Origin of the sequence: Synechocystis sp. FACHB-383, from assembly GCF_014698605.1 — a bacterium.
Lineage (GTDB): Bacteria > Cyanobacteriota > Cyanobacteriia > Cyanobacteriales > Microcystaceae > Synechocystis > Synechocystis salina.
Genome location: NZ_JACJTJ010000059.1, coordinates 1 through 24,025 on the forward strand (window position 1 = coordinate 1; position 24,025 = coordinate 24,025).

The window sequence follows — 24,025 nt, forward strand, 5'->3', positions numbered from 1 at the left end:
CGAGACTAAAACGTTATGTTTCCCAACTTGTTAGTAAGGGAGAATCGCTAATTTCTGCATTGGATATAGCTTTGCGAGAATTGTCCTAACTATCTCGTTCTTTGCTATATATTTCTATTTTTAGTGAGTCCAAAAATAATCCACTACCTTACCGGCTATATATTTTAGAACAAATAAACTTATAAGGTTAAAATGCTCCTCGAAAAATCAATAGTAAATTACTCGTCACTGTCCACAATTAACCCCAGGCGATGAATCTGACCTAGTTGAATATTAACTCCACTTATTTGCTCAAACAAATAGGCTAAATTGCGGGGTTGCAACTGGGTACCATCATTGCGGCAGGTTCCGGTGTAATCCACAGTGATGCCCTCTGGTGTCATTTCAAGCAGAGACAAATCAAGTAACTGTTCCCGTAAATTAAGGTTTACTTTTTTGCCTCGTTTGGTAGTTTTTTCCCACAAGATTTCCTTTCGGACTAGAATCTCTTCCGTCCAGGCTTGCCATTGAGTCAATGTCACCGGGTCTTCAGTTATTAGTTGCACCCGATAACTAGCTTGGATTAAGGATTGGGTTGCTCCTGGAGCCTTAAGATCCACTTCCAAAACCCGATAAAGGGGTAAATCTGCTGGTAAAACAGCGGCTAATCGTTGGCGAAATTCATGGGGATCCAGTCTTTCGGCGAGGTCAAAATCGACAATTTCCCCACTACTGCTGGAACCTAACGGTAAGGCATTGGCAATGGAAATGCGGGGCCCTGGATGAAATCCCCCGGTAAAGGCAATGGGTAAACCAGTACGACGCATGGCCCGGTCAAACAGTCGCACTAAGTCGAGGTGACTAACTAAAGCCATGGAATTTTGTTTACCAAACCAGACCCTCAATCGCTGTACTCGGTCAGTGTTGGGTTTAAAGTCCCCATCAAAAACCGGAATGGGGGGCACTGGGGCAATAATGTTATGGCCAAAATCCACTCCACAAACACCGCAATGGGAACAACCATCAAAGGAACAGTCCGGGACGGTGGCCGCTTCCAGGGCCTTGAATAGGTCATTTTTGAGCCAGGTTTTATCAATGCCCGTATCAAGGTGATCCCAGGGTAGGGGGGCATCATAAACGTTTTCATCGGGGGTATCACCATGGAAAATATTCCACTCCCCATCTTCTACGAGGCGATATTTCCAGGTTAAGTCCGCTTCATCGATCGCCTGGGCCCAGGCCCCATAGGCTTTGTCCAAACTTTCCCACCAGGCATCCATGCCCGCCCCCAATTCCCAGGCCCGACGCACCACTTGCCCCAAACGGCGATCGCCCCGGCCGACGAAATCTTCCATGGCGGAAATGCGGACATCGGTATAGTTTACTTTCACTCCCCTCATCCCTTTAAAAGCCTGTCGCAATAAATCCTGCTTGCGGCGAAACTCACTGGTGGAAACAGAGTGCCATTGGAAAGGGGTGTGGGGTTTAGGGGTGAAATTGGAAATGGTCAGATTGAAATTTAAAGTTCGACGTTGGGGTAAACGACATTCCTGGCGCAACCATTGCACCGTTTCCACAATGCCCAACACGTCCACATCGGTTTCCCCCGGCAGGCCAATCATGAAATAAAGTTTCACCTTATCCCAACCCTGTTCCACCGCCGTTTTGATGCCCCGCAGCAATTCTTCGTTGGTCAACCCTTTGTTAACTACGTCCCGTAACCGTTGGGTACCCGCTTCCGGAGCAAAAGTTAAACTCCCCTGTCTGGTACCACCAAGAATATTGGCAATGTTTTCATCAAAGCGGTCTACCCTCTGGCTGGGTAAAGTGAGGGCAATATTTTCGTTTTTGAGGCGATTTCTGATTTCCAATCCCACCGCCGGCAAGGCCAAATAGTCGGAACAACTGAGGGAAAGCAAAGAAAATTCGTTATAGCCCGTTTGCCGAATGCCGGTTTCAATGGCATCGATCACCGCTTCCGGTTCCACATCCCTGGCCGGACGGGTCAACATTCCCGGTTGGCAAAAACGACAGCCCCTGGTACAACCCCGACGAATTTCCACCGTTAGGCGATCGTGAACAGTTTCAATAAGTGGCACTAAACCAATGGAGTAGGCGGGAATGGGAGTGGCTACCCGGCGCATAATGCGTTTGGGCACATCCTCCCGATGGGGATGCACAGAACCATCATCAGCCATGTCGTAAAAACGGGGCACATAAACCCCCGGCACTTGGGCTAAATCAAGCAATAAATCTTCCTTGCTTAGTCCTTGCAGTTTGCCTTCTTCGAATACCAAACCAATTTCTGGCAACAATTCTTCCCCATCCCCCAGCGCAATGAAATCGAAAAAGTCGGCGTAGGGTTCGGGATTGGAGGTGGCAGTCTGACCCCCAGCAAAAACCAAGGGATAATCTCCATCTTTCCGTTCCTGCCAGGTGAGGGGAATTTGGGCCAATTGCAACATTTCCAGGATATTGGTGGCCCCCAACTCGTAGCTCAAGCTAAAGCCTAGAATGTCAAATTCTGGCAGATAACGACGGGATTCCAGAGCAAATAAAGGAGTATTAGTCTCCCTCAGTTTTGTTGCCAGGTCGGCGGCGGGGAGATAGGTGCGATCGCACAATTGCCTGGGTTGGGCATTGATGATGTTGTAGAGCAAAATATGCCCCAGGTTAGAAGCCCCCAGCTCGTAAACTTCAGGATAGGTCAACACCCAGCGCACCGTGGCACTGTCCCATTCCTTATGCACTGTCCCCAATTCGTTGCCTAGATACCGGGCAGGCTTATGGATCTCGGCATTAATCAAGGTTTCGACGGGCACTGGCATGGTCTTCACTTGGGGGTTGGGCAGTTATCCATTATCGCACGGAGCTTTGGGGGAATAGCCCATTGGTAAGTTCAACCGCCTATGATACTCAAAAAATCTAGCTAGTTCGTTTTTTATAACAAAGATTATTTGACTAGCATTTCAGTAACCATTTTTTTGAGATGTTCGTAATAATGTAAATATGATACTGTTCACAAAATTTGGCGATCGCCGTTGTGTTCAAATCAATAGCTAAAGGTATTCATCGTATAGTTTTGATATTGTCTCCGGTAGACAAACGAAAAATTTCAAGGTTTATCATGGTGTTACTAGCATAATATAGGCAATTATTGTAAAGGGTAAGCTAACGAGCTAGACTGCGTTATGGCAATACTACAACTAAGTCCTAAACTTGAATCGCGGCTGGGAATTAACTCACAGCAACTGGTTGAATTTTGCCAGCGATGGCAGATTGCTGAACTGGCACTTTTTGGCTCAGTTTTACGAAGTGACTTTAATTCTAAAAGTGACATTGATATGCTTATTTCCTATCTACCTACTGCTAAACGGGGATTTTTTGAAAAGATACAAATGCAAGAAGAGTTATCATCTTTACTGAATCGTAATGTTGACTTAGTTAGCAAAAATGCTATTGAAAAAAGTCATAATTGGCTTAGACGTAAAAATATCCTCGATTCCGCTCAGGTGATTTATGTTGCGTGATCAAGAAGCATTAATAGACACAACAGAATCCACTAAAATTGTTCTTTTTTATACAAAAAATATAGACTTTGAAGCCTTTTAGATAAATATTGAAAAACAAGATACCATTCTACGACGTATTACCATCATAGGCGAAGCAACAAAGCGACTTTCATTAGATTTTCGGGATAGACACTCCGAAATACCATGGAAACAAATAGCCGGAATGCGAGATATCATTACCCACGATTACAACGAGGTTGATATTGATGAGGTTTGGACTGTTATCAAGAAAAATTTGCCGGAACTTTTACGTTATATTGAGCCACTCATTGGGGACTGAACAGAATTTTGTGTAAGGGGATTAGAATCCAAGCAAAACGAGGAAACCCCTTATGGTGCGCGAAAAACAAGAACCAAATCGCGTCGATAGCTTACTAGACGAGCTGCTCGAAGAACATCAAACCCCAGAAGAAATTCTGGGAGAGTCAGGACTACTAAAACAGCTAACCAAAAGTTTGAGTGTCATTGGCTCATCAGTGGAACCCTATAATTTTCTACAGGCTAAATTTACTATAGCGCTCGGGTTGACAAAACAGACGACAAGATTGTTAAAGAACTCTGAAGAATTTGGCTGGAGCTTGACCCCGGTCTGGAGAATTGCTTTACCCTGTAGGGAATTGTAATTTTTGTTGTTTTCCGAGAGATAGAGGTTTGCTGTGAAAATTCCCGGTAGTGTCATAACCCTTCTCATCGGTGTTGTGGTCACAGTTGTTAGCTTATGGTACGGACAAAATCATGGTCTGATGCCCGTTGCCGCCTCCGCCGATGCGGAAGAAGTGGATGGCATTTTTAATTACATGATGACCATTGCCACGGGATTATTCCTTTTGGTGGAAGGGGTCTTGGTTTACTGCCTGATCCGCTTTCGCCGTCGCAAGGGCGACCAAACCGATGGCCCTCCGATTGAAGGTAATGTGCCCCTAGAAATTCTCTGGACTGCCATTCCTACGGTAATTGTTTTTACCTTGGCAGTGTATAGCTTTGAGGTGTACAACAACCTGGGCGGTTTGGATCCAACCATTTCTAGGGATAATGCCGGTCAGCAGATGGCCCATAACCACATGGGACATATGGGGAGTATGGGTAATATGGTGGCTATGTCTGGGGACGGAGATGTGGCCCTGGGTATTGGTTTGGATAGCGAAGAACAAGGAGTCAAACCCCTGATGGTGGACGTTAAGGGAATTCAGTATGCCTGGATTTTCACCTATCCCGAGACTGGAATTATTTCCGGGGAACTGCACGCCCCCATCGATCGCCCGGTGCAATTGAATATGGAAGCGGGGGATGTGATCCATGCCTTTTGGGTTCCCCAATTGCGATTAAAACAGGATGTGATTCCCGGGCGAGGCAGTACTTTGGTGTTCAATGCCAGTACCCCTGGGCAGTATCCGGTGATCTGTGCCGAGTTGTGTGGTGCTTACCATGGAGGCATGAAATCGGTTTTCTACGCCCATACCCCCGAAGAGTATGACGACTGGGTAGCGGCCAATGCTCCGGCTCCGACGGAATCAATGGCAATGACATTGCCCAAAGCGACCACCGCCATGACTCCCGAAGAATACTTGGCCCCCTATGTGAAGGAAATGGGAGTGGAAACCAAGGCATTGGCCCAGTTGAAGGATCAAGTCTCTCCGGTCAAAGGTCTGCTTTGATTTGGCTGGAGTACTAACCTTTGGTATGACTGGTCAGTTTTGCCCTAATACTCTGTAAATTTTGACAAATCTAGTAGAAAACTTTTTATGACTACTGCCGCTGAGAATCTAACGGCTAATCACCCCCGCCGCAAATGGACGGATTATTTTACCTTTTGCGTTGACCATAAGGTGATTGGCATTCAATACCTGGTTACATCCTTTCTTTTCTTTTTCATCGGTGGTTCCTTTGCGGAAGCCATGCGGACGGAATTAGCCACTCCCTCCCCGGACTTTGTCCAGCCGGAAATGTATAACCAACTGATGACCCTCCACGGCACGATCATGATCTTTCTCTGGATTGTGCCGGCTGGGGCTGCCTTTGCCAACTATCTCATTCCCCTGATGGTGGGCACAGAAGATATGGCGTTTCCTCGCTTAAATGCCGTCGCTTTTTGGCTAACTCCGCCGGGGGGCATTTTGCTCATCTCCAGCTTTTTTGTCGGGGCACCCCAGGCTGGTTGGACTTCCTATCCCCCTTTAAGTTTGCTCAGTGGCAAATGGGGAGAGGAACTCTGGATTTTGAGTCTGCTCTTAGTGGGTACCTCCTCCATTTTGGGGGCAATTAATTTTGTCACCACCATCTTGAAAATGCGCATTAAGGACATGGATTTGCACAGTATGCCCCTGTTTTGCTGGGCAATGCTGGCCACTTCTTCCCTAATTTTGCTTTCCACCCCGGTGTTGGCATCGGCGTTGATTCTGCTTTCCTTTGACCTCATTGCCGGCACCAGTTTCTTTAACCCAGTGGGGGGGGGAGACCCGGTGGTTTACCAGCACTTATTCTGGTTTTACTCCCATCCGGCGGTGTACATCATGATTTTGCCCTTTTTTGGCGTCATTTCTGAGGTCATCCCTGTCCATGCCCGCAAACCCATCTTTGGCTACCGGGCGATCGCCTATTCGAGTTTGGCCATCAGCTTTTTGGGCTTGATTGTTTGGGCCCACCACATGTTTACCAGTGGCACCCCCGGTTGGTTGCGGATGTTCTTCATGGCCACCACCATGTTGATTGCTGTGCCCACGGGAATCAAAATTTTCAGTTGGTGCGGCACCCTCTGGGGAGGCAAAATCCAACTCAATTCCGCTATGCTGTTTGCCTTTGGCTTCCTGTCTAGCTTTATGATTGGTGGGCTAACCGGGGTAATGGTGGCATCTGTTCCCTTCGACATCCACGTCCACGACACCTATTTTGTGGTGGGCCACTTCCATTACGTGCTCTTTGGTGGCAGTGCCTTTGCCCTGTTTTCTGGGGTTTATCACTGGTTCCCTAAAATGACTGGCCGCATGGTCAATGAACCCCTGGGGCGTCTCCACTTCATTCTCACTTTTATCGGCATGAATTTGACCTTTATGCCCATGCATGAACTGGGTCTAATGGGCATGAACCGCCGCATTGCCCTCTACGATGTTGAATTTCAGCCGCTAAACGTGTTGAGCACCATCGGAGCCTACGTTTTAGCCGCTTCCACCATTCCCTTTGTAATTAATGTCTTTTGGAGTCTGTTTAAAGGGGAAAAAGCGGCCCGTAATCCTTGGCGAGCCCTAACTCTAGAATGGCAAACTGCCTCTCCCCCCATCATCGAAAACTTTGAAGAAGAACCAGTGCTCTGGTGTGGTCCCTACGATTTTGGTATTGACACGGAGTTAGTGGACGAGGAAGAAACAGTCCAAACCCTAATTGCCGATGCGGCAGGTAGTTAGCTTCCTTCAACTTCGGGGCCTAGGGGGATGTTTAGTTCAATAATTTCCCCCATGGGCTCGTCAGCCAGAAGTTTTCGGCAAAATCCTAGAAATTCAGCAACGATAATTGTCAGTCCTATGCAAACCACTGCTATTAGCTCCGATTTAAACAGCGCCTATACCTCAGGGGAAGCCCATACCCACCACGGCCACCCCGATCTACGGATGTTTGGGGTTGTCCTCTTCCTCGTGGCAGAAAGTGCCATTTTTCTGGGCCTGTTCACCGCCTATTTGATTTACCGCAGTGTGATGCCCGCCTGGCCCCCTGAAGGTACGCCGGAGTTGGAATTACTCTTGCCTGGGGTCAATAGTATTATTTTGATTTCCAGTAGTTTCGTTATGCACAAAGGTCAAGCGGCCATTCGCAATAATGACAATGCTGGGTTGCAAAAGTGGTTTGGCCTCACGGCCATTATGGGCATTATCTTTTTAGCCGGCCAGATGTATGAATATTTCCATCTGGAAATGGGGCTAACCACAAATTTGTTTGCCAGTTGTTTTTATGTTCTCACCGGCTTCCATGGCCTCCACGTTACCTTTGGACTGTTACTAATTCTTTCTGTACTCTGGCGATCGCGCCAACCAGGGCATTATTCCAGCAAATCCCATTTTGGGGTAGAAGCGGCGGAATTGTACTGGCATTTCGTCGATGTAGTTTGGATTGTTCTGTTTATCTTGGTTTACTTGCTTTGATGGAAAGGCCCCCTTGCCCTCCGAGTTTGGGAGAAAATATACAAAAGCAAGTTCTTTGGTATTACCAGATCCGTAGGGCGTCGATGTCGGGGGCAAACTAAAACTATGCAGACCCAGTTCCTAGGAGCCAAAGCAAAACCAGTCTGGTGATAGGTTGATTTCGTGGCATGATGGAGAATCGGACTGGCACTCTGCGCAGTTTCGCGATCGCCTGAAGTCAAATAACCAAGAAAATTCTTGACCACTACCATGAGTTTACTGGAAATCACCGACGCTGAATTTGAGCAAGAAACCCAAGGGCAAACTAAGCCCGTGTTGGTCTATTTTTGGGCTTCTTGGTGTGGGCCCTGTCGGTTGATGGCCCCCGCTATCCAGGCGATCGCCAAGGATTATGGTGATAATCTCAAAGTGCTCAAGTTGGAAGTGGACCCCAACCCCGCCGCCGTGGCTCAGTGCAAAGTGGAAGGGGTACCGGCCCTGCGTTTGTTTAAAAACAATGAACTAGTGATGGCCCATGAAGGGGCGATCGCCAAACCCAAATTACTGGAATTGCTAAAACAGGAATTAGATTTTATTTAAGACGGTGTTTGATTGCCCAAAGCGCCACCTAATAAATGACCAGAACTGTTTCTTTACCATTCTTTTTCCCTAGCCATGGCCGCCGCAATTAAGCCCTTTTACTTCGACATCAGCGACGACGAAATTGAATTTTTTCTGGACGGGGCCAGGCAAATCCTCAAATCCGGCACCCTAATTCTCGGCAACCATACCCAGGAGTTTGAAACTGCCTTTGCAGAGTATGTTGGTACGAAACACGCCATTGCCGTTAATAGTGGCACTTCTGGTCTGGAAATTCTCCTGCGGCTGAAGGGAACGGAAAATACCACCGTCCTCGTACCCACCAACACCAACTTTGCCACTGTCGCTTCTGTATTACGGGTGAACAGTGACGTGCAGTATTTGGACATGGACCCCAAAACCTTTGCTCCTTCCCTGGCCATGGTTAAGGAAGCGGTGGAGGACAAAAGTTATCCCAAACCCCTATCTGGAGTCTTTTGGGTGCATATTGGCGGCGTAATTTCCCCAGAATTCCCTGCAGTGGTGGAATACTGCCATAGTCAGGGGCTCCATGTTTGGGAAGATACGGCCCATGCCCACGGCAGTCAATTTCAGGGAAAACAGGCGGGCAACTTGGCCGATGGAGCGTCCTTTTCCTTTTTCCCCACCAAGGTGATGACCACCTTTGAAGGTGGCATGGTCACCCTCAATGATGACGAGGAAGACACCATTGCCCGTTCATTGCGCAATCAGGGCAAACGGGGCATGAACTTTGGCGGCCTACACACGGATTTTGGTAATAGTACCCGCATGACGGAAATCCACGCTCTGCTGGGACAAATTCACCTGGCCAAGTTAACGAAGATGTTGGCCACCAGACAAAGGGCCTACGAACTAATCACAGCTCCCCTGAGGGAAGCGGGCATTGAATTTGTGTCCACCGACCATATGGACAGGGCTAGCCAGTACAAATTAATGGTTCTACTGCCGGAGGGTAAAACCCCAGCCCAAATGAAGCAGGCTCTGGCGGCGGAAGAAATTTATTTGGGGGGTACGGTGTACGAAATTCCCTGTCATTTACAGCCGGTGTTCAAAGATGTGTGTCCCGGCCAGTCTTTTCCTAATGCGGAAACTTGGTGTCCCCGTCACATCTGTCCCCCCTTAACCTCTGGCACTACTCCAGAGGAAGCGGCCAGGGTGGGGGAAGCGCTGGTGCGCCATCTAAAGTCATAAAATTAAGCTATAAATTACTGTTTATTGGGCGATCGCCTCTGCTTCCTCAGTGTGACTGCCCCTTAATAAACTGGAAATTTCATCGCTGTATTTAAAAAATTCTGGTTCCCGCTTGATTTTATAGGTGCGATTTTTCGGAGTTTCTTCATCCCCCGGTAGGTTGATAGTCAGTTCCCGTTGAATGGTACCGGGACGGGAGCTCAATACATAGACCCGTTGGGCTAAAAATACGGCCTCTTCTACGTCGTGGGTAATCATCAGAATGCTACATTGCAGTCTTTGCCAAATGTCGATTAGATATTCATGCATCCTTTCCTTGGTTTGAATATCTAGGGCCCCAAAAGGTTCATCCATTAACAAGACCTTCGGATGGCAGGCTAAAGACCTGGCGATCGCCACCCGTTGCTTCATGCCCCCTGACAATTCCCTGGGATAGGCCTGGGCAAAATTTACCAAACCCACCACGTCTAAATAATAGCTAGCGGTGTCAAACCTTTCCTTTTGGGAACAGCCTTGGAGTTTCAAGCCAAACTCGACATTTTCCTGCACCGTCATCCAGGGAAAAAGACTGTAATGTTGAAAAACCATGCCCCGGTCCGCCCCTGGCCCCGTTACCTTTTGTCCATCCACATTGATGGTGCCGGAAGTGGGAGTATCTAAGCCAGCAATCAACCTCAAAAGAGTCGATTTGCCGGAACCAGAAGCCCCCACTGCACAAACAAATTCCCCGGTTTCAATGTGCATATTGATATTTTTTAGGGCCACCACCGAACCCCGTTTGCCGACAAAAATCCGATTTAAGTCAGTTATTTCTAGATGCATAATTTTTACTAGTTACAATTAATTTGATGATTGGGCAATGATCACAAAAATGCTCGATTACTGTTCCAGAGACCATTTACAAGTGAGTCTGAGGATGAGGCGAAATGATAAATCCAAAGCAAAACCAATTAAGCCCAGCACTATTAGGCAAGCAAAAATTTCATCGGTTTTCAAAAATTTCTGAGCTAGCAAAATACGTTTCCCTAAGCCATTGTCAGCCGCCACCAATTCCGCCACCACCACCAAGTTCCAAGCTGCCGCCATATTAATCCGGAATGCGTCAAGAATATTAGGGATGATGTAGGGGGTAATAACCTTAAATAAAACTTGTTTCCGTAATCCCCCCAGGGTATAGGTAACTTCAATTAACTCCTTGGGGATAAACTTGACCGCATCCATAATCATCAGGGTATTAAAAAATATTGTCCCAATGAAAATCAAGGCAATTTTTGAAGCTTCATCAATGCCGAGATAAATAATTAACAGCGGGATAAAAGCTGGGGCTGGCATATAACGCACCACGCCAATAATTGGCTCCGTTAAACTGCGTATGCTAGGAAATGTGCCCATTAAAATCCCTAAGGGAATAGCCACTAACCCCCCTAAAAAAAATCCCCCTACCACTCGACCAAAGCTAGTCAGGGAATCTCGGATTAAAAATCCATCATTAAACAATTCTATTAAGGCTTGAACTACTGACTGGGGGGAAGGGAGAAAAACATCACTCACAGTAGGTAAGGATGAAAGCAAGGCCCACAATACCAAGGGAATAATGATCGATAAGGACATTAAGGACCATTTGAGCGATTCCGGTATCTCTCCACCAATGCGCCAAAAAACTGTGGGTTGTAGAGATTTTTTAGGGGAATAATTTGGTAACTTATCTTGGGCAATAGTCATAATATTAGGGAAGTTGATTGGTTAACAGAGTGAACAAATTGTCACAAAGAAAAATCAAAATCCCTCCGATTACTCATTAAAGGAGGCAACTTAAACCAAAGGCTAAGCTTGGCCAGCTAATGTTTTAACAAACTGGGAGTCAAGGATTTTATTTAAGTCAGGAGACTGTTTAATAAAGCCGACTTTAATCATAAAATCTGCCATTTTTTGGGCGGCAAAGGGCATATGGACCATGCTATCTCCGGGACTAAAAGCTTCTAAGTTTTCCTCCAGAGTTAAAAAGCGGGTGCCATCTTTAAATAGTTGCAGTTCCTCTTGGCTCACCCCTGCCCGTTTAGCCATAATTTCATCGGATTTTTCAGGATTTTCTTCCATGAATTTACGAATATCAAACCAAGTGTTGATTAATGCTTGAACCTGCTCTGGCTTTTCTTGAATTAATTTTTCCGTCACCACTAGAAGATCGGGAATGGCTCCGGGAAATTCAGCGGAAGTGACTAATTCCTTTGAGCCTTCTCGTTTCAAAGCGGTTAACCAAAAGGGAGGAAATGCCCCCACTGCGTCCACTTGTCCCGCGGCAAAAGCTGCCGCAGCGGCCCCAGTTTCTAGGGGTTTGATCACGACGTCGTCCCTGGTCATACCTTCCCTTTCCAGAGCCAAACTAAGCAAAAAATCATCCACTACCCCTTCTTCGATCGCCACGGTTTTGCCTTTGAGTTCCTGGACGGAGTTAATGTCTGCGGTGACAATAATTTTGTCGTTGCCAGCGGAGTTATCGTTAACCAGTACGGCCACTTCTCCGTTGACTGCTTCCCCCGCAAAGGAAATGGTGTCGTTCAGGGTTTGGCTATTGCCGTCCAATTGTCCTGCCGCCAGGGCCTGCATGGATTCCAGGTAACCGTCAAACCATTTCATTTCTACGTTGACCCCGTTTTTGGCAAATAGGCCTTCTTCTTCGGCGATCGCCCAGGGCCACCAGCCGGCCCAGTTACTATAACCAATAACAATGGGGGGCCCTTCTACTGCGGGGCTAGGGGTCTGGGATTGCTCTGGCGTTTGGGCACAACTAACCGTCAACAATATCGTACTACAAAAAATTAAGATTAAAGAAATTAAACTACGTCTCGGCATCAGAAGTTTCTCCACTAATAACTGCTATTATTTAAAGCTAAAAAGCAAGATTTTACTGTGTTGATTTTGACCTTTTAAATCGGATTTAAACATTAGCTATGACTGGAATTTTGATTTGCTGTTTAACCCAGCTAAGCCAAGTAGCTAAACCTTCTCCGGTTTTAGCCGACACAGGAATGATGGTTACATGGGGATTCATAGAACGGACGTTGGCGGCTAATTTTTCTAAATCAATGTCTAAATGGGGCATTAGATCAATTTTGGTAATTAACAAACAATCTGCTTCCTGAAACATGATGGGATATTTCAGGGGTTTATCCTCTCCCTCCGTGATGCTCAACAGAGCAACTTTGGCATGTTCCCCCACTTCAAATTCCGCTGGGCATACCAAATTTCCGACATTTTCCACCAGCACTAAATCAAATTCCTGGGGATTATAATCCTCTTTAAAACGATGGATCCCCCCCGCCACCATTTTGGAGTCTAAATGACAGGAACGGCCGGTGTTAATGGCAATTACAGGACTACCATATTGCCGCAGACGATCGGCATCTAATTCGGTGGTCATATCCCCTTCAATTACGGCCATTTTTAACTCACCTTGGAGGGCCGCCAGGGTTTTTTCTAACAGGACGGTTTTGCCTGCTCCTGGGCTACTCATTAGGTTCAGACAAGTAATTCCCCAGTCATCGAAATGGGCTCTATTATGGTCTGCCCCAGCCTGGTTGGCATGGAGCAAATTCAGACCGATCACCGTGTCAATGGATTGGTGCATAGTTTCTTGGCAGTAACAGTGGACAAATAAAAAAATTTGGTCTCGGTGGGTTAGGGGCTAAACCGGAGTGCACTGATGATGTTCAATCCGGTCAATTTTCAGCTCTCGCCCAGAGCGAATATCCTCCATGGGCGATCGACAGGTTGGGCAAGAATATTGCAAACCAATTTCGGGGCGATATTCCGTTTGACAGGGATGGCAATAAGCAACCAAAGGCACCTCTTTAATTACTAATTCCACCCCCTCCAAGAAGGTTTGCTTGGTCTGCACTTCAAAAGCAAATTGTAAACTCACTGGTTCCACGCAGGTGAACTGACCCACAAGAAGGTGGATCTTGGTAATTTGGGGCTTTTCAACTTGTTGATCAAACCAATCCTGAATAGTCATAATCAGGGCTTTGGTCATGTCTGTTTCATGCATTTTTACCTCTCCCAAAGGCGATCGCCGATTATTTTGGAGTCATAAACTCGACAATGATTAGTTAAGTTGCAGTTATTATTGCCAAGGCTCATCTACTTCCATATTGGCTTCAGCATTGATGTAGGAGGGCTTTTCCTTACGGGGTAGTTGTTCTGAGACTACGAGGTGGGCCATGGTGTCGCAAATTACCCTGGTGGCCATCAAGGAAGTCATATCGCTGATGTCGTAGGGAGGGGAAACTTCCACCACTTCCATACCACAAACATTAGTTTCGCGAATAATACGTTTCAATAAGTACAAAGCCTCCCGGGGCAGTAAGCCGCCGGGTTCTGGCCAGCCGGTGCCGGGGACAAAACCTGCATCAATGCAGTCAATGTCAAAACTAATCCAAACGCAGTCGGTGCCATCGGTGGCCCGGGCAATGGCGAAGTCCGCTGCCGCATCTAAGCCCATTTCGGTAATATCGGTGACGGTCAAGATATTGGTGGCCCGCTCTCGACAAACTTTGACCCCCTGCCGGGGTACTTGCCAACCGCCAATGCCCAATTGGACTAAATTCTTGGCTGGGGCGTTGGCCATGTTGGTGGCATGGAACCAGGGACAGGTATGCATCCGTTCGTCTAAATCCGTTTCCTGGGTATCCACATGGCGATCAAAATGGATGATGCCAACTTTTTTATCCCCCAGGTGGCGGCAGATGCCCCGCACGGTGGGAAAACCAATGGAATGGTCACCGCCCAGAATAATCGGAAAGGCCCCAGAGCTGAAAATGTGGGCAATACCTTTGGAAATTTGGTCAAAGGATTTTTCGTTGTTGGCGGGAATGGTGAAAATGTCCCCCACGTCACAGAGGCTAATTTGCTCTCGCAAATCCACCCCCATTTCAAAGTTGTAAGGGGTATAAAGGGCGGAAATACGACGAATACCCTGGGGACCAAAACGGGTACCTGGTCGATAGGTGGTGCCGGAATCATGGGGAACTCCGACGATCGCCACATCGTAATTGCCGACGTTACGGACATCCTCCAGATAGGGCGCTTTCATGAAAGTGTTGATGCCCGCATAGTGGGGCAATTCCCCACGGGAGAAGGTGGGAATGGAGCGGTCCTTAATGCTGGCGGCGGCTTCTAAGCCATAGGTTAGCCCTTGATCCACTTCTTGTTGCCAACCGGTTAGGGGTAACCGAGTTTCCTTCACTAGGGCTTCTTCGGCTTCAGAAGGGGGACGGAATGGGGTGGCATCGCTCATAGGTAGTTACTAGCTAAACAATAAAATTTGCCCAGGAGTTATTAATGACACCTAAGCGCTGGTCATTAAAGTCTCCCGGGCTTTTGTCCCGCCGTGTAGCTAGTGGCAAAAATCTTTACAAAACCTAGCCTGTTTCTCTCGGACCAGCCATTCCCCACATCCGGGAATCGGAACCCTAGAAACAATATCACCTACCCTAGCTAGGGATGATCAACTTGACTGTGTTCTGTGCTACTTTTTGTTGGCGATCGCCAAACCGCAGTGTAAAGTTTTACATCAGCTTTTGCCCCATGGCCAGGGATTGGTCATAACTTTGCGATAACCTGAATAGGGAGAAAAATCAGAAGTCTAACACCAGCGGTGTGGTTGCCAATTAACCTAACTACCCAGCAACACGAACTCAATCAAAATTGCCTAGCCAATGCAAGAAGCTGCCATCCCATCCAATGAACAGCAGCGCTTAGCCCATCTACAGAATCTCAACATTCTTGATACGCCAAGCGATGAGAAGTTTGAGCGCATTACTCGGCTATTGTGTCGGGTATTGGATATGCCAGTGGCCGCCATTTCTTTAGTTGACGAAAATCGCCAATGGTTTAAATCCATTCGAGGCTCGGACCTAACCGAAACTCCCCGCGGTATTTCCTTTTGTGCCCACACAATTTTGGAGGATCGCACCCTAATTATTCCCGATGCCCTATCCGATCCCCGTTTTGCCGATAACCCCCTGGTGATAGATTCGCCCCACATCCGATTTTATGCTGGTCATCCCCTAAAAATGCTGGATAACATTCATGTGGGCACCCTCTGTGTCTATGACACAAAACCCAGGGAAATGTCCGACGACGATATTCAGTTTTTAGAAGACCTGTCAGTTACCGTAGCTAATGAGCTAAAGGCCTACATGCTTAAGAGCTTCTTTACGGTTTAGTAGGGTACAAATTCAGTCATAGCAAAAAAGTTAGGAACTGTAGGGATGGAAGCTAAATTACCGCAAAATGAGGAGCAACGCCTGACCGTTTTAAGGCAACTCAACATTCTGGATACTCCAATCGAAGAGAGATTTGAGCGCATTACCCGTATGGTCTGCCGGTCCCTCAAAGTACCCATCGCCGCTGTATCGATGGTTGATGAATCACGCCAGTGGTTTAAATCCATTCAAGGACTAAGCGCTGCCGAAACTCCCCGGGAAATTGCTTTTTGCGCCCACGCCATTCTGAAGGATGAATTGCTCTTGGTCAAAGATGCCACCCAGGATGAACGTTTTGCTGACAATCCCTTGGTAACCGATGAGCCTTTCATCCGGTTTTATGCTGGTTATCCCCTCAACTTGGGTCAAGACTTCCATGTGGGTACCCTCTGTGCCATTGATCGAGTACCCAGGGATTTGTCAACGGAAGAACAGGAAATCCTCTACGACCTCTCCAAAATGGTGGAGTCCGAACTAGCGGCGATCGCCCTGTCCGAGGCTCAAATGCAATTAATTGAAGAATTGGACGAACTTGAAAGGGTAGCCATGCTCGATAGCCTGACCAGACTATGGAATCGTTTGGGTATCGAAACCCTACTACAACGGGAGTGGGACTACGCCACCCGCAAAGATTCCCCCATTGCCATTGTCATGATTGATTTTGACAACTTCAAACAGATCAATGATCAATACGGTCATCTAGTGGGCGATGAGGTTCTACAGGGTAGTTCACGTTTAATCATTTCCGCACTGCGTTCCTATGATGCTTTGGGAAGATGGGGAGGAGATGAATTTATGCTGATCCTGCCTGGTTCCAGCCGAGAACAAACCGCTCTACTCCTAGAAAGAATTCAAGCCGCCATTGCCCAAAACCCAGTGCCCACGTCCGCAGGGCCAATGACAATCAGTTTGAGTATGGGGGGAGTCAGTGTGTTTGCTAAGCAGAGTGACGAACTCAAGCATTGGGTGGAACAGGCAGATAATCAGTTGATGAAGGTCAAGCGCCTTGGTAAGGGCAATTTTCGGTTGGCAGAATAATAAATCACAACTAATTTGATGGGAGAGAGGAGATATATCTAGTCCATTTGTCATTGTTGGTTCAAGGCAATGGTCCAATGCGGGATAGGAGCGATCGCCTGTGCAGACGGAGACTGATCAACTCATCTATCCCCAAACCACCGATGATGAAGGCCGCAAACCAGGAGCCCATTCTAGTGGCCGGTGTGGATAACACCAGGATGGCGATCGGGTTTGGTATCTAGTTATACTTCGACGCTAACGGACGTTTTTGAAAGCAATAGTAGACAAGAAAATATATTTAAACCAAGGCACAGAGATTGTTAAGATTATTTTCTTGAAGTATAATTTTCCTCAGCAACAATGTACCTTTATGAAAACTTCCTCCTAATCTGAAGCTTAATTCCTCTCAATGAAATTTCTCCATACCTCTGACTGGCATTTAGGGCGACAATTTCACAATGTTTCCCTGATTGATGATCAAAAGCATGTCCTCAATCAGGTACTTGACTACGTTGAAAGGGAAGCGGTTGATGTGGTCATCATTGCCGGAGATGTCTATGATCGGGCGATTCCGCCGACGATCGCCGTTGATTTGTTAGACGAGACTCTGAATAAAATTTGTCTAGAACTCAAGGTTCCGGTGATTATGATCCCTGGAAACCATGACAGTGCCGATCGCCTCAAATTTGGAGCCAATCATTTTCGGCAAGCGGGATTGCATATTTTGGGAGAGTTAACGCGAATCACTGAATCAATTACATTCGTTGGTGAATTTACAACAGAGTAGGTGTATGATAGGTATTGTGTCCCATGTGACTGAGCTGAAGGAGTTGATGCCCTATCGTCTGGATGTGATGATGAGTTCTCGTGGGGGCAGTACGGTTAAAATTCAGGGTGCAAATTTTTGATGCTAGCAAACTTAATACCCCAAGTACCAAGGTCTTGAATTATAGTATAGAGTAAAGATTTCTGGGCTTTTCCCATATCAAGAGAAACTATTATAGCAGTTTTCACTTGGATGAGGTCTTTTTGGGATAGCCAAGCCATTGATTTTAATGGACTTCCTCGTACCTCACTTTTGCGAAAATCACTACATGAAATTATTTTGTCAAGGTATCCAAGAGTTTGATAACCCTACTGATGAAACTGTTAGTGAATGTCTTTTCGAACTTCCTGGCATAGAAAGATTTGCGATTTTAAAAATTGATGAAGATCATTATATTCAGTGTTATTTTTTTGATGAAGAATCAAATGAATTTTTAATTGAGTACAGAGATGGTTCTGAGGCGAAGCATTTTCAGCTCAAAGAATTTTTGTCTTTGGAGTCAACAATTAATGCATTTATTGAATATAAAAATGGATGTATATCTTGGGCGAAACTAGGTAATTGGAAAAAATTAGAATTTTAACTCTATGTTAGCTATTGTCAAAACAAAAAAAATACTTTTCCAATGGTATGTTTATCACATAAAGACTATACAAATTCACTAGTAACGACATTATGAAAATCAAATCAGTAACGATTAGTTGTTTTCGCGGATACGCTACTTCTGTGAAAGTCGAAGTTAATAATCTTTGCGTATTAGTTGGAAAAAATGATATAGGAAAATCAACTATCCTAGAGGCACTAGATATTTTTTTCAATGAAAACAAGGGATGCGTAAAGCTTGATAAAGATGATATTAACAAGCAATGTATTACGGAAGGTAAAGATTGCATAGAGATTGCGGTTGAATTCATAGATCTACCAGAGTTTGTGTTGATTGATGAAACAAATAAAACAACACTTGCAAATGAATATTTGTTAACTGAAACTGGGACGCTGATGGTCTTAAAACGCTATCCTAAAGCCGGAAAGGAAAAGGTGTTTATTCGGGCGCTCCACCCAACACATGAAAACTGTCGCGATCTGCTACAAAAAAAGAATCCAGATTTGAAAAAACTACTCGATGAGCAGGCACTTGAGTGTAGCGACAAAACAAAAAACGCAGAACTACGCAAAGCAATTTGGCAGGGGCAAGATGATTTACGACTTGAAGAGCAAGATATTGAAGTTACAAAAATTGATACTAAAAGTATCTGGGAACAATTAAAAGGTTATATGCCATTGTACATTCTATTTCAATCTGATCGAAAAAACAGTGATGGTGACAGTGAAGTCCAAGATCCAATGCGTTTAGCCGTAAGAGAAATACTAGATGATCCGATTATAAAAGATAAATTATCTTCTATAGCAGAAACTGTAAAAGAACGTTTAAATGAAGTAGCTGACAGAACCTTAAACAAGTTAAGAGAAATGAACCCCTCTATAGCTAATTCACTCAATCCGCAATTACCTGATGCAGCGGCTCTAAAGTGGATAGATGTGTTTAAGAATGTCGCAATTTCAGGGGATGAAGACATTCCCATAAACAAACGAGGAAGCGGAGTAAAAAGGTTAGTATTGATTAGCTTCTTTAGAGCTGAAGCAGAAAAACGACAGTTAGAAGTCAATCTACCCCATATTATATATTCAATTGAAGAACCAGAAACTTCTCAACATCCTGAGCATCAGCGTGCTTTAATTGATGCTTTGGTATCTTTGGCATCTGCTGAAAATACACAAGTTTTTATCACAACACATAGTCCAGCAATAGTTAAGAGACTTCAATTTGAAAATATACTTCTCATTTCTGGTCGCTCTTCTGACGAAATTCTTCATGTAAGAGAACATAATTTGCCTTATCCTAGCCTAAATGAAGTGAACTATGCAGCTTTTGATGAGGCATCATATGAGTATCACAACGAACTATATGGTTATATTGAAGCAGAAAGAGTACTTTCTGTTTACAAGGAAGGAAAACCTACAAGGTCATATAACAAAATTAATAGAAATGGTTCAATTAGTCAGGAAGAAATTATTTTAACTGAGTATATTAGGCATCAAATTCACCATCTTGAAAACAATCACAACGAACTTTTTACAGTAGAAGAATTAAAGGATTCCATTAATATGATGCGTGATTTTATTACAACAAGGTTACATAATTTAGATTAGACTTAAGTGATTAACTGCTTAGTCTAATCTAAACCTCATATTTCATTACCATCTTGATTTTCAAGCAAAATAACAACCTGATCGCAAAGATCAGTATAGGGGCAATATTGACAGGCTTTCACCGATGGCTTCGGCTCAAACTCCTTATTGGCGATCGCCGTCAGTAACTGGTCTGCTTCTTGGGAAATGGCTTCTAAATCAGCCGTTGAAAAATGGCATAACTGGTTATGGCGAAGATAGGCAATATAAGCCTGAGATTTTTTCGTTGCCTTGGCATAGGCCCACAACTGAAATCGATGCTCCTGGGGATTGACCTCTTGCTCAGTTTTAATATCCAAAACAAAATCCTGACCGATTAAATCCGCAAGGCCATTAAAGCGAATCTTACCCATTTTTAATGATAAAAACCGTTCCCACTGTCCTGACTGAACCGCAGCAAAATTAGAATGATGGCGGAATTGTTCTGCTAGGGTGAAAGCCTCTTGTATTTTGTCATCGGATAAGTTTAAATCCGGCGCAGAAACCTTATTAATAATTGTAATTCCCTGTGCCAAAATACGATGAGTAAGAATACCAATTTCCCGCCCAAATTGTCCAGTAGTAATTGTCTCGCCGGGATGACCTTTGATGTATTTATAATCAAACTGCTTTGGACAGCGATCATAATCTGTTAGCGCCGTTACAGGTAGTTGTAAGCCCCCAAATACAGGCTTAATTAATATTTCCGATGGTAGTTCCGGCAAGGAGGGATCTGAAGGATTGAGATGGCTTAAACTGTCCGGTTGATAAACAATCTCCTGGGGGCTGAACTCTCCTTGCAAACCCACCTGTAACAGTTGCCATAAATGGGATTCATTCTTGCCTTGCCCAGTGGTAAAAATTAGGCGATCGCCAGCCCGAGTTGCCGCCACATAAAGCAGACGTTTCATTTCTTCGAGATCTTGCGCCTGTTGTCGTTGGGCCAGCAGTAAATATAAGGCCGATTTTTGGGGTTCACCGCTTTCATCGTCTTGCTTAACAGCAATCCCTAATTGGGGATCAAAACGAATGGGGGAATGATCATTTTGAGATTTACGACTGAGATCGGGAACAATAACCACGGGCCATTCCAAACCCTTTGATCCATGAATCGTCATTAACGTAATGGCATTACCCGCTTCCAACGGCGGACGCTTAATTTCCACCTTCTTGTCCACCAGACGTTTGAGGCGACGCACCACAATAAAGGTTTCATTGGACCCACTCTCCAGCCGCCGCACCGTATCCAAAAAGCCTTGCCAATCGGCTAAACGACGCTCACAGTTGGGCAAGTTGGCGATAACTGCGGTGTAACCCGTTAATCGATCAGCCAATTGTAATAATCGGCTAGGGGGATCAATTTGGCGATGGTGACGTAATTTTTTTAAAATTTCAACGGTTTGGACGGTTATTTGATCATTCGATGCTTGTAGTAGTTGCCACCAGTTTTGATCATCGGGAGCAGCTTGACGGAGGGTTAATAAATGGCGATCGCTCCAGGCAAAAAAGGGACTTCTTAGCACCGCAACTAGGGCAATATCATCCCGTGCATCGGCTAAAAATCGCAGTAAAGCCATCCCATCCTTGGCTTCACGGGTATCCAGTAAATTACCGCCCCCCGCCTGTAAAACCGGAATTTGTAAATTGCCGATCGCCTGTCCATAAAGTTCCAGTGGTTCCCAAGTGCGGGCCAGAATGGCAATATCCCTAGGTTCAATGGGGCGATGTTCCCGTGTTTTTTTATCCCAAATTTTGCGTTTCTCCTGCAACATTTGCTGAACCAAATGGGCAATGTGTTGGGCTTCATATTGGCGCAGTTGCTCAACACTGGGTTTAGTGGCACTGTCGGGATCAGGAACAATAACAAAACTTTCCACATGGGGGGCAGGATGGGGCGACTCCCGGCGATCGCCGTCAAGATCTTGATGTAAGTCTGCCAAAATTGGCGCAAAAATTTGGTTAATGTTGTCGATTAACGGGGCATGGGTGCGAAAACTGGTGCTGAGGGGAATGGTGTTATTGAGGCGATCTCGCCATTGTTGAAAGACTTGAATATCTGCCCGTCGAAACCCATAGATCGACTGTTTTTCATCCCCCACTAAGGTTAAGGTTTTGCCCTGGGTTAAGGCTTCTAGCAGTTTGCCTTGGGTGGGGTTAGTATCCTGAAACTCATCAATTAAAAAGGCTTGCCAACGGCGCTGATAATAATCTCGAACCTGGGAATCTTCTAAGGCTTTGAGGGCATGAATTTCGAGATCATTAAAATCCAAAAGACGCTGGTGATTTTTAGCATTACTGACAAAATCTCTTACAAAAATAAAAGCATCTCGAAGTGCAGGAAGTAGCACTTCAATTTTTTCGTCTAACTCTCCCCATTGCAATGTTACTAAGTCACTATTAGGAAAATTCTTCGTAAAGTCTCGCCAGTCAATTAAGGTTCGCCTGACCGTTTTTAACGTCTCTTCATCTGCCCAATTTTTTTTACTGCCAATGTTACCGACCTTAAACTTAAGCCATGCTTGAAATGCCATTTGAAAGTTTTCATTTTGAATATCTTCTTGATGGCTTTCAATCGTTTCAATTAATATTAGTGCCTCTTGCCTAACCGTTTCTAATTTATCCCCCGCTTTCCCTTGATTTTGACTGATAATTTCATGGGCTTCCTGCCAAAAGGGATCATTCAGTAAAGTTTCAATCACCGCTTCTTGAGCTTTCTGAAGGATAGGCCACCAATCCGCTCGACTTCGTTCCAATGCTTCCTCGGCACTGAGGGGATCTTGTAAAAAGACCTCCATCGCCGCTTTCATCAAGGAATAGGGAATTTGAGCGTAAAGCTGATTGGGTAATTGATCTAAGGCGATCGCCATCTGTTCCGTTTTCCATAACTGTCCTTCCCATTCATCCAGGGGGGTAAAATCTGCTGGCACTCCCGCCGCTTCCGGATGCTCTCGACAAATACGGGTCGCCAGGGAATGAAAGGTACAAATGGGAGCCGCTTCTAATTCTGCTATCCAATCAAAATGATCGGTCGCCTGTTGCTTAACCGTTTGCCGAATCCGAGACCGCAACTCGATCGCGGCCTTATCGGTAAAGGTCATGGCGACGATTTGCAATGGCGATAGGTCTTGCGTTTGCAGATGGAATAAGTACCGCTCCGCCAGCATATAGGTTTTGCCCGTACCGGCCCCTGCGGTAATGGCGACGCTTGTTGCCGATGTGGCTGCTTGTTCTTGTTGGGGGGTTAAAGCCATTTCGTTAATACCTTAATTGCCAATTTTTAGGTTATTTATGGCTGTTCAAAGTATGGAATAGGGGCTAAGGGAGGGCTTATCCAGCGTCCTCTTAGGAAGAGCAATGCTAGAATTGGCTCTATCGCCCAGTTAAGGAATAACTTACAATGTCTATTTCCCTGACCATTCCTGTTGATGCTAAAACAGCAGATGCTTTCGCAAGTTTATCAGTTCGGGAAAAGGAAAAGTTAACATTTTTTCTTAGTCTTCAGATGAAGAACTCGTTAAATTCTGATGTTTCACTATTAGAGATTATGGATGATATTAGCCGGGAGGCCGAAGAAAAAGGATTAACCCCTGCAATTTTAGAGTCGCTGTTAGACGATGAGTAGACGTTATGTTTTTGACACTAACGTTTTAGTCAGTGCGGTTCTTTCGGCCCACTCAGTTCCCAGGCAGGCCTTTAATTTGGCTTTTACTACAGGAACAATTTTGATGTCCTATCCTATCGTAAATGAATTAAACGAAGTGTTAAGTCGCCCTAAGTTTAGGCGCTACTTGTCTGCTGAGAAAAGAGATATTTTTATATGGTCTTTATTTCGTAAGGCAAGGTTTATTGATGTGATCAAGGAGAAAATAGATATCTGTCGAGATGCTAAGGATAATCAATTTTTATCCCTCTTCTGTCAGAGTGGGTGAATTAGAATGGAGAAAAAAGGCTGGAAAGCCCAGAGGGAGTATGACGAAGGCAAGAGAAGCGAAAAAGACAGTACAGTGTGTGAACACGTACAGTGAACTGTACAAAGAAATATTTCCAGAAGTAAGAGCATATGAAGCTTTTAAATATCTAATGGTGGGAATGTTAAGTGATATAAAAAGAAAAAGCTTGCCAGCAATAGCATCATCATTAGGATTAGAAAATGAGCAAGGACTATTGCATTTCATAACAGATTCGCCATGGGAATCAAAAGACCTAGAAAAA

At 45.3% G+C, this 24,025-nt stretch carries 22 protein-coding genes, 2 pseudogenes and 1 riboswitch; of the genes and pseudogenes, 15 read left to right on the forward strand and 9 right to left on the reverse strand.

Translation table 11 applies throughout. From position 1 onward, the window contains the following. Positions 1-218 precede the first annotated feature (218 nt). The gene (locus tag H6G45_RS18015; protein WP_190599769.1) at positions 219-2,807 is read right to left on the reverse strand and encodes a TIGR03960 family B12-binding radical SAM protein; all 2,589 of its coding nucleotides are present in this window, start codon (positions 2,805-2,807) and stop codon (positions 219-221) included. 363 nt (positions 2,808-3,170) lie between these two features. On the opposite strand from H6G45_RS18015, the gene H6G45_RS18020 reads away from it, so the two are divergent. The 8 genes and pseudogenes from H6G45_RS18020 (at position 3,171) to H6G45_RS18055 (ending at position 9,472) form a co-directional block, all read left to right on the forward strand. Then, positions 3,171-3,509, forward strand: a complete 339-nt coding sequence (locus tag H6G45_RS18020) for a nucleotidyltransferase family protein (protein ID WP_190599770.1) — start codon at positions 3,171-3,173, stop codon at positions 3,507-3,509. A gap of 88 nt (positions 3,510-3,597) precedes the next feature. Next, a complete protein-coding gene (locus H6G45_RS19665; protein ID WP_347338293.1) occupies positions 3,598-3,831 on the forward strand; it encodes a HepT-like ribonuclease domain-containing protein in 234 nt (77 codons plus the stop codon). Between the two features lie 52 nt (positions 3,832-3,883). After that, positions 3,884-4,009 (forward strand): annotated as a pseudogene (locus H6G45_RS19670) (IS256 family transposase); the annotation flags it as partial. A gap of 198 nt (positions 4,010-4,207) precedes the next feature. Continuing rightward, positions 4,208-5,206 (forward strand): cytochrome c oxidase subunit II, encoded by a 999-nt coding sequence (locus H6G45_RS18035; RefSeq protein WP_190599772.1) that lies wholly within the window; start codon positions 4,208-4,210, stop codon positions 5,204-5,206. 87 nt (positions 5,207-5,293) lie between these two features. Next, the gene (ctaD, locus tag H6G45_RS18040) at positions 5,294-6,949 is read left to right on the forward strand and encodes a cytochrome c oxidase subunit I (RefSeq protein ID WP_190599773.1); all 1,656 of its coding nucleotides are present in this window, start codon (positions 5,294-5,296) and stop codon (positions 6,947-6,949) included. A gap of 39 nt (positions 6,950-6,988) precedes the next feature. Continuing rightward, positions 6,989-7,681: a cytochrome c oxidase subunit CtaE gene (ctaE, locus tag H6G45_RS18045; RefSeq protein WP_190599791.1), complete on the forward strand. Its 693-nt coding sequence runs from the start codon at positions 6,989-6,991 to the stop codon at positions 7,679-7,681. A 249-nt stretch (positions 7,682-7,930) separates the two neighbouring features. After that, a complete protein-coding gene (locus tag H6G45_RS18050; RefSeq protein WP_190599774.1) occupies positions 7,931-8,260 on the forward strand; it encodes a thioredoxin family protein in 330 nt (109 codons plus the stop codon). Between the two features lie 75 nt (positions 8,261-8,335). Further along, on the forward strand, positions 8,336-9,472 hold the full coding sequence (locus H6G45_RS18055) for a DegT/DnrJ/EryC1/StrS family aminotransferase (RefSeq protein ID WP_190599775.1): 1,137 nt from the start codon (positions 8,336-8,338) through the stop codon (positions 9,470-9,472). Between the two features lie 21 nt (positions 9,473-9,493). On the opposite strand, the gene H6G45_RS18060 is transcribed toward H6G45_RS18055, so the two are convergent. The 6 genes from H6G45_RS18060 to speB all read right to left on the reverse strand — a co-directional run bounded on the left by H6G45_RS18060 (position 9,494) and on the right by speB (position 14,768). Then, positions 9,494-10,294, reverse strand: a complete 801-nt coding sequence (locus tag H6G45_RS18060) for an ABC transporter ATP-binding protein (RefSeq protein ID WP_190599776.1) — start codon at positions 10,292-10,294, stop codon at positions 9,494-9,496. 57 nt (positions 10,295-10,351) lie between these two features. Then, on the reverse strand, positions 10,352-11,194 hold the full coding sequence (locus tag H6G45_RS18065; protein ID WP_190599777.1) for an ABC transporter permease: 843 nt from the start codon (positions 11,192-11,194) through the stop codon (positions 10,352-10,354). Between the two features lie 102 nt (positions 11,195-11,296). Continuing rightward, positions 11,297-12,325, reverse strand: a complete 1,029-nt coding sequence (locus H6G45_RS18070) for an aliphatic sulfonate ABC transporter substrate-binding protein (protein ID WP_190599778.1) — start codon at positions 12,323-12,325, stop codon at positions 11,297-11,299. Between the two features lie 85 nt (positions 12,326-12,410). Then, a complete protein-coding gene (gene hypB, locus H6G45_RS18075) occupies positions 12,411-13,100 on the reverse strand; it encodes a hydrogenase nickel incorporation protein HypB (RefSeq protein ID WP_190599779.1) in 690 nt (229 codons plus the stop codon). Between the two features lie 57 nt (positions 13,101-13,157). Beyond that, positions 13,158-13,520, reverse strand: coding sequence for a hydrogenase maturation nickel metallochaperone HypA (hypA, locus tag H6G45_RS18080; RefSeq protein WP_190599780.1), 363 nt, complete (start codon positions 13,518-13,520; stop codon positions 13,158-13,160). Between the two features lie 75 nt (positions 13,521-13,595). Beyond that, positions 13,596-14,768 carry an agmatinase gene (gene speB / locus H6G45_RS18085; RefSeq protein WP_190599781.1) on the reverse strand — a complete coding sequence of 391 codons (1,173 nt, stop codon included), beginning with the start codon at positions 14,766-14,768 and terminating at the stop codon, positions 13,596-13,598. A gap of 70 nt (positions 14,769-14,838) precedes the next feature. Continuing rightward, a riboswitch (guanidine-I (ykkC/yxkD leader) is annotated at positions 14,839-14,958 on the reverse strand. A gap of 231 nt (positions 14,959-15,189) precedes the next feature. Between speB and H6G45_RS18090 the strand changes: the two genes are divergently transcribed. The 3 genes from H6G45_RS18090 (at position 15,190) to sbcD (ending at position 17,545) form a co-directional block, all read left to right on the forward strand. Continuing rightward, a complete protein-coding gene (locus H6G45_RS18090; protein ID WP_190599782.1) occupies positions 15,190-15,699 on the forward strand; it encodes a GAF domain-containing protein in 510 nt (169 codons plus the stop codon). 45 nt (positions 15,700-15,744) lie between these two features. After that, positions 15,745-16,776, forward strand: a complete 1,032-nt coding sequence (locus H6G45_RS18095) for a diguanylate cyclase (protein WP_190599783.1) — start codon at positions 15,745-15,747, stop codon at positions 16,774-16,776. A gap of 391 nt (positions 16,777-17,167) precedes the next feature. Then, complete coding sequence (gene sbcD, locus H6G45_RS18100; RefSeq protein ID WP_190599784.1) at positions 17,168-17,545, forward strand: exonuclease subunit SbcD; 378 nt, start codon at positions 17,168-17,170, stop codon at positions 17,543-17,545. A gap of 95 nt (positions 17,546-17,640) precedes the next feature. On the opposite strand, the gene H6G45_RS18105 is transcribed toward sbcD, so the two are convergent. Then, complete coding sequence (locus H6G45_RS18105; protein ID WP_190599785.1) at positions 17,641-17,805, reverse strand: hypothetical protein; 165 nt, start codon at positions 17,803-17,805, stop codon at positions 17,641-17,643. 47 nt (positions 17,806-17,852) lie between these two features. On the opposite strand from H6G45_RS18105, the gene H6G45_RS18110 reads away from it, so the two are divergent. Further along, positions 17,853-18,167, forward strand: coding sequence for a hypothetical protein (locus tag H6G45_RS18110; RefSeq protein WP_190599786.1), 315 nt, complete (start codon positions 17,853-17,855; stop codon positions 18,165-18,167). A 92-nt stretch (positions 18,168-18,259) separates the two neighbouring features. After that, the gene (locus tag H6G45_RS18115; protein WP_190599787.1) at positions 18,260-19,795 is read left to right on the forward strand and encodes an ATP-binding protein; all 1,536 of its coding nucleotides are present in this window, start codon (positions 18,260-18,262) and stop codon (positions 19,793-19,795) included. A gap of 35 nt (positions 19,796-19,830) precedes the next feature. Here H6G45_RS18115 and H6G45_RS18120 read toward each other — a convergent pair whose 3' ends face one another. Further along, positions 19,831-23,064 carry a UvrD-helicase domain-containing protein gene (locus H6G45_RS18120; protein WP_190599788.1) on the reverse strand — a complete coding sequence of 1,078 codons (3,234 nt, stop codon included), beginning with the start codon at positions 23,062-23,064 and terminating at the stop codon, positions 19,831-19,833. 146 nt (positions 23,065-23,210) lie between these two features. On the opposite strand from H6G45_RS18120, the gene H6G45_RS18125 reads away from it, so the two are divergent. Both H6G45_RS18125 and H6G45_RS18135 read left to right on the forward strand, forming a co-directional pair. After that, positions 23,211-23,435: a hypothetical protein gene (locus tag H6G45_RS18125; RefSeq protein ID WP_190599789.1), complete on the forward strand. Its 225-nt coding sequence runs from the start codon at positions 23,211-23,213 to the stop codon at positions 23,433-23,435. Between the two features lie 347 nt (positions 23,436-23,782). After that, positions 23,783-24,025: pseudogene (locus tag H6G45_RS18135) on the forward strand (IS701 family transposase); the annotation flags it as partial.

Bases quoted from the DNA above. Each gene is read 5' to 3' on its own strand.
- H6G45_RS18015 (WP_190599769.1), bottom strand. From the start codon at position 2,807: ATGCCAGTGCCCGTCGAAACCTTGATTAATGCCGAGATCCATAAGCCT.
- H6G45_RS18020 (WP_190599770.1), top strand. From the start codon at position 3,171: ATGGCAATACTACAACTAAGTCCTAAACTTGAATCGCGGCTGGGAATT.
- ctaD (WP_190599773.1), top strand. From the start codon at position 5,294: ATGACTACTGCCGCTGAGAATCTAACGGCTAATCACCCCCGCCGCAAA.
- H6G45_RS18050 (WP_190599774.1), top strand. From the start codon at position 7,931: ATGAGTTTACTGGAAATCACCGACGCTGAATTTGAGCAAGAAACCCAA.
- H6G45_RS18055 (WP_190599775.1), top strand. From the start codon at position 8,336: ATGGCCGCCGCAATTAAGCCCTTTTACTTCGACATCAGCGACGACGAA.
- H6G45_RS18060 (WP_190599776.1), bottom strand. From the start codon at position 10,294: ATGCATCTAGAAATAACTGACTTAAATCGGATTTTTGTCGGCAAACGG.
- H6G45_RS18065 (WP_190599777.1), bottom strand. From the start codon at position 11,194: ATGACTATTGCCCAAGATAAGTTACCAAATTATTCCCCTAAAAAATCT.
- H6G45_RS18070 (WP_190599778.1), bottom strand. From the start codon at position 12,325: ATGCCGAGACGTAGTTTAATTTCTTTAATCTTAATTTTTTGTAGTACG.
- hypB (WP_190599779.1), bottom strand. From the start codon at position 13,100: ATGCACCAATCCATTGACACGGTGATCGGTCTGAATTTGCTCCATGCC.
- hypA (WP_190599780.1), bottom strand. From the start codon at position 13,520: ATGCATGAAACAGACATGACCAAAGCCCTGATTATGACTATTCAGGAT.
- speB (WP_190599781.1), bottom strand. From the start codon at position 14,768: ATGAGCGATGCCACCCCATTCCGTCCCCCTTCTGAAGCCGAAGAAGCC.
- H6G45_RS18090 (WP_190599782.1), top strand. From the start codon at position 15,190: ATGCAAGAAGCTGCCATCCCATCCAATGAACAGCAGCGCTTAGCCCAT.
- H6G45_RS18095 (WP_190599783.1), top strand. From the start codon at position 15,745: ATGGAAGCTAAATTACCGCAAAATGAGGAGCAACGCCTGACCGTTTTA.
- sbcD (WP_190599784.1), top strand. From the start codon at position 17,168: ATGAAATTTCTCCATACCTCTGACTGGCATTTAGGGCGACAATTTCAC.
- H6G45_RS18105 (WP_190599785.1), bottom strand. From the start codon at position 17,805: ATGGCTTGGCTATCCCAAAAAGACCTCATCCAAGTGAAAACTGCTATA.
- H6G45_RS18110 (WP_190599786.1), top strand. From the start codon at position 17,853: ATGAAATTATTTTGTCAAGGTATCCAAGAGTTTGATAACCCTACTGAT.
- H6G45_RS18115 (WP_190599787.1), top strand. From the start codon at position 18,260: ATGAAAATCAAATCAGTAACGATTAGTTGTTTTCGCGGATACGCTACT.
- H6G45_RS18120 (WP_190599788.1), bottom strand. From the start codon at position 23,064: ATGGCTTTAACCCCCCAACAAGAACAAGCAGCCACATCGGCAACAAGC.
- H6G45_RS18125 (WP_190599789.1), top strand. From the start codon at position 23,211: ATGTCTATTTCCCTGACCATTCCTGTTGATGCTAAAACAGCAGATGCT.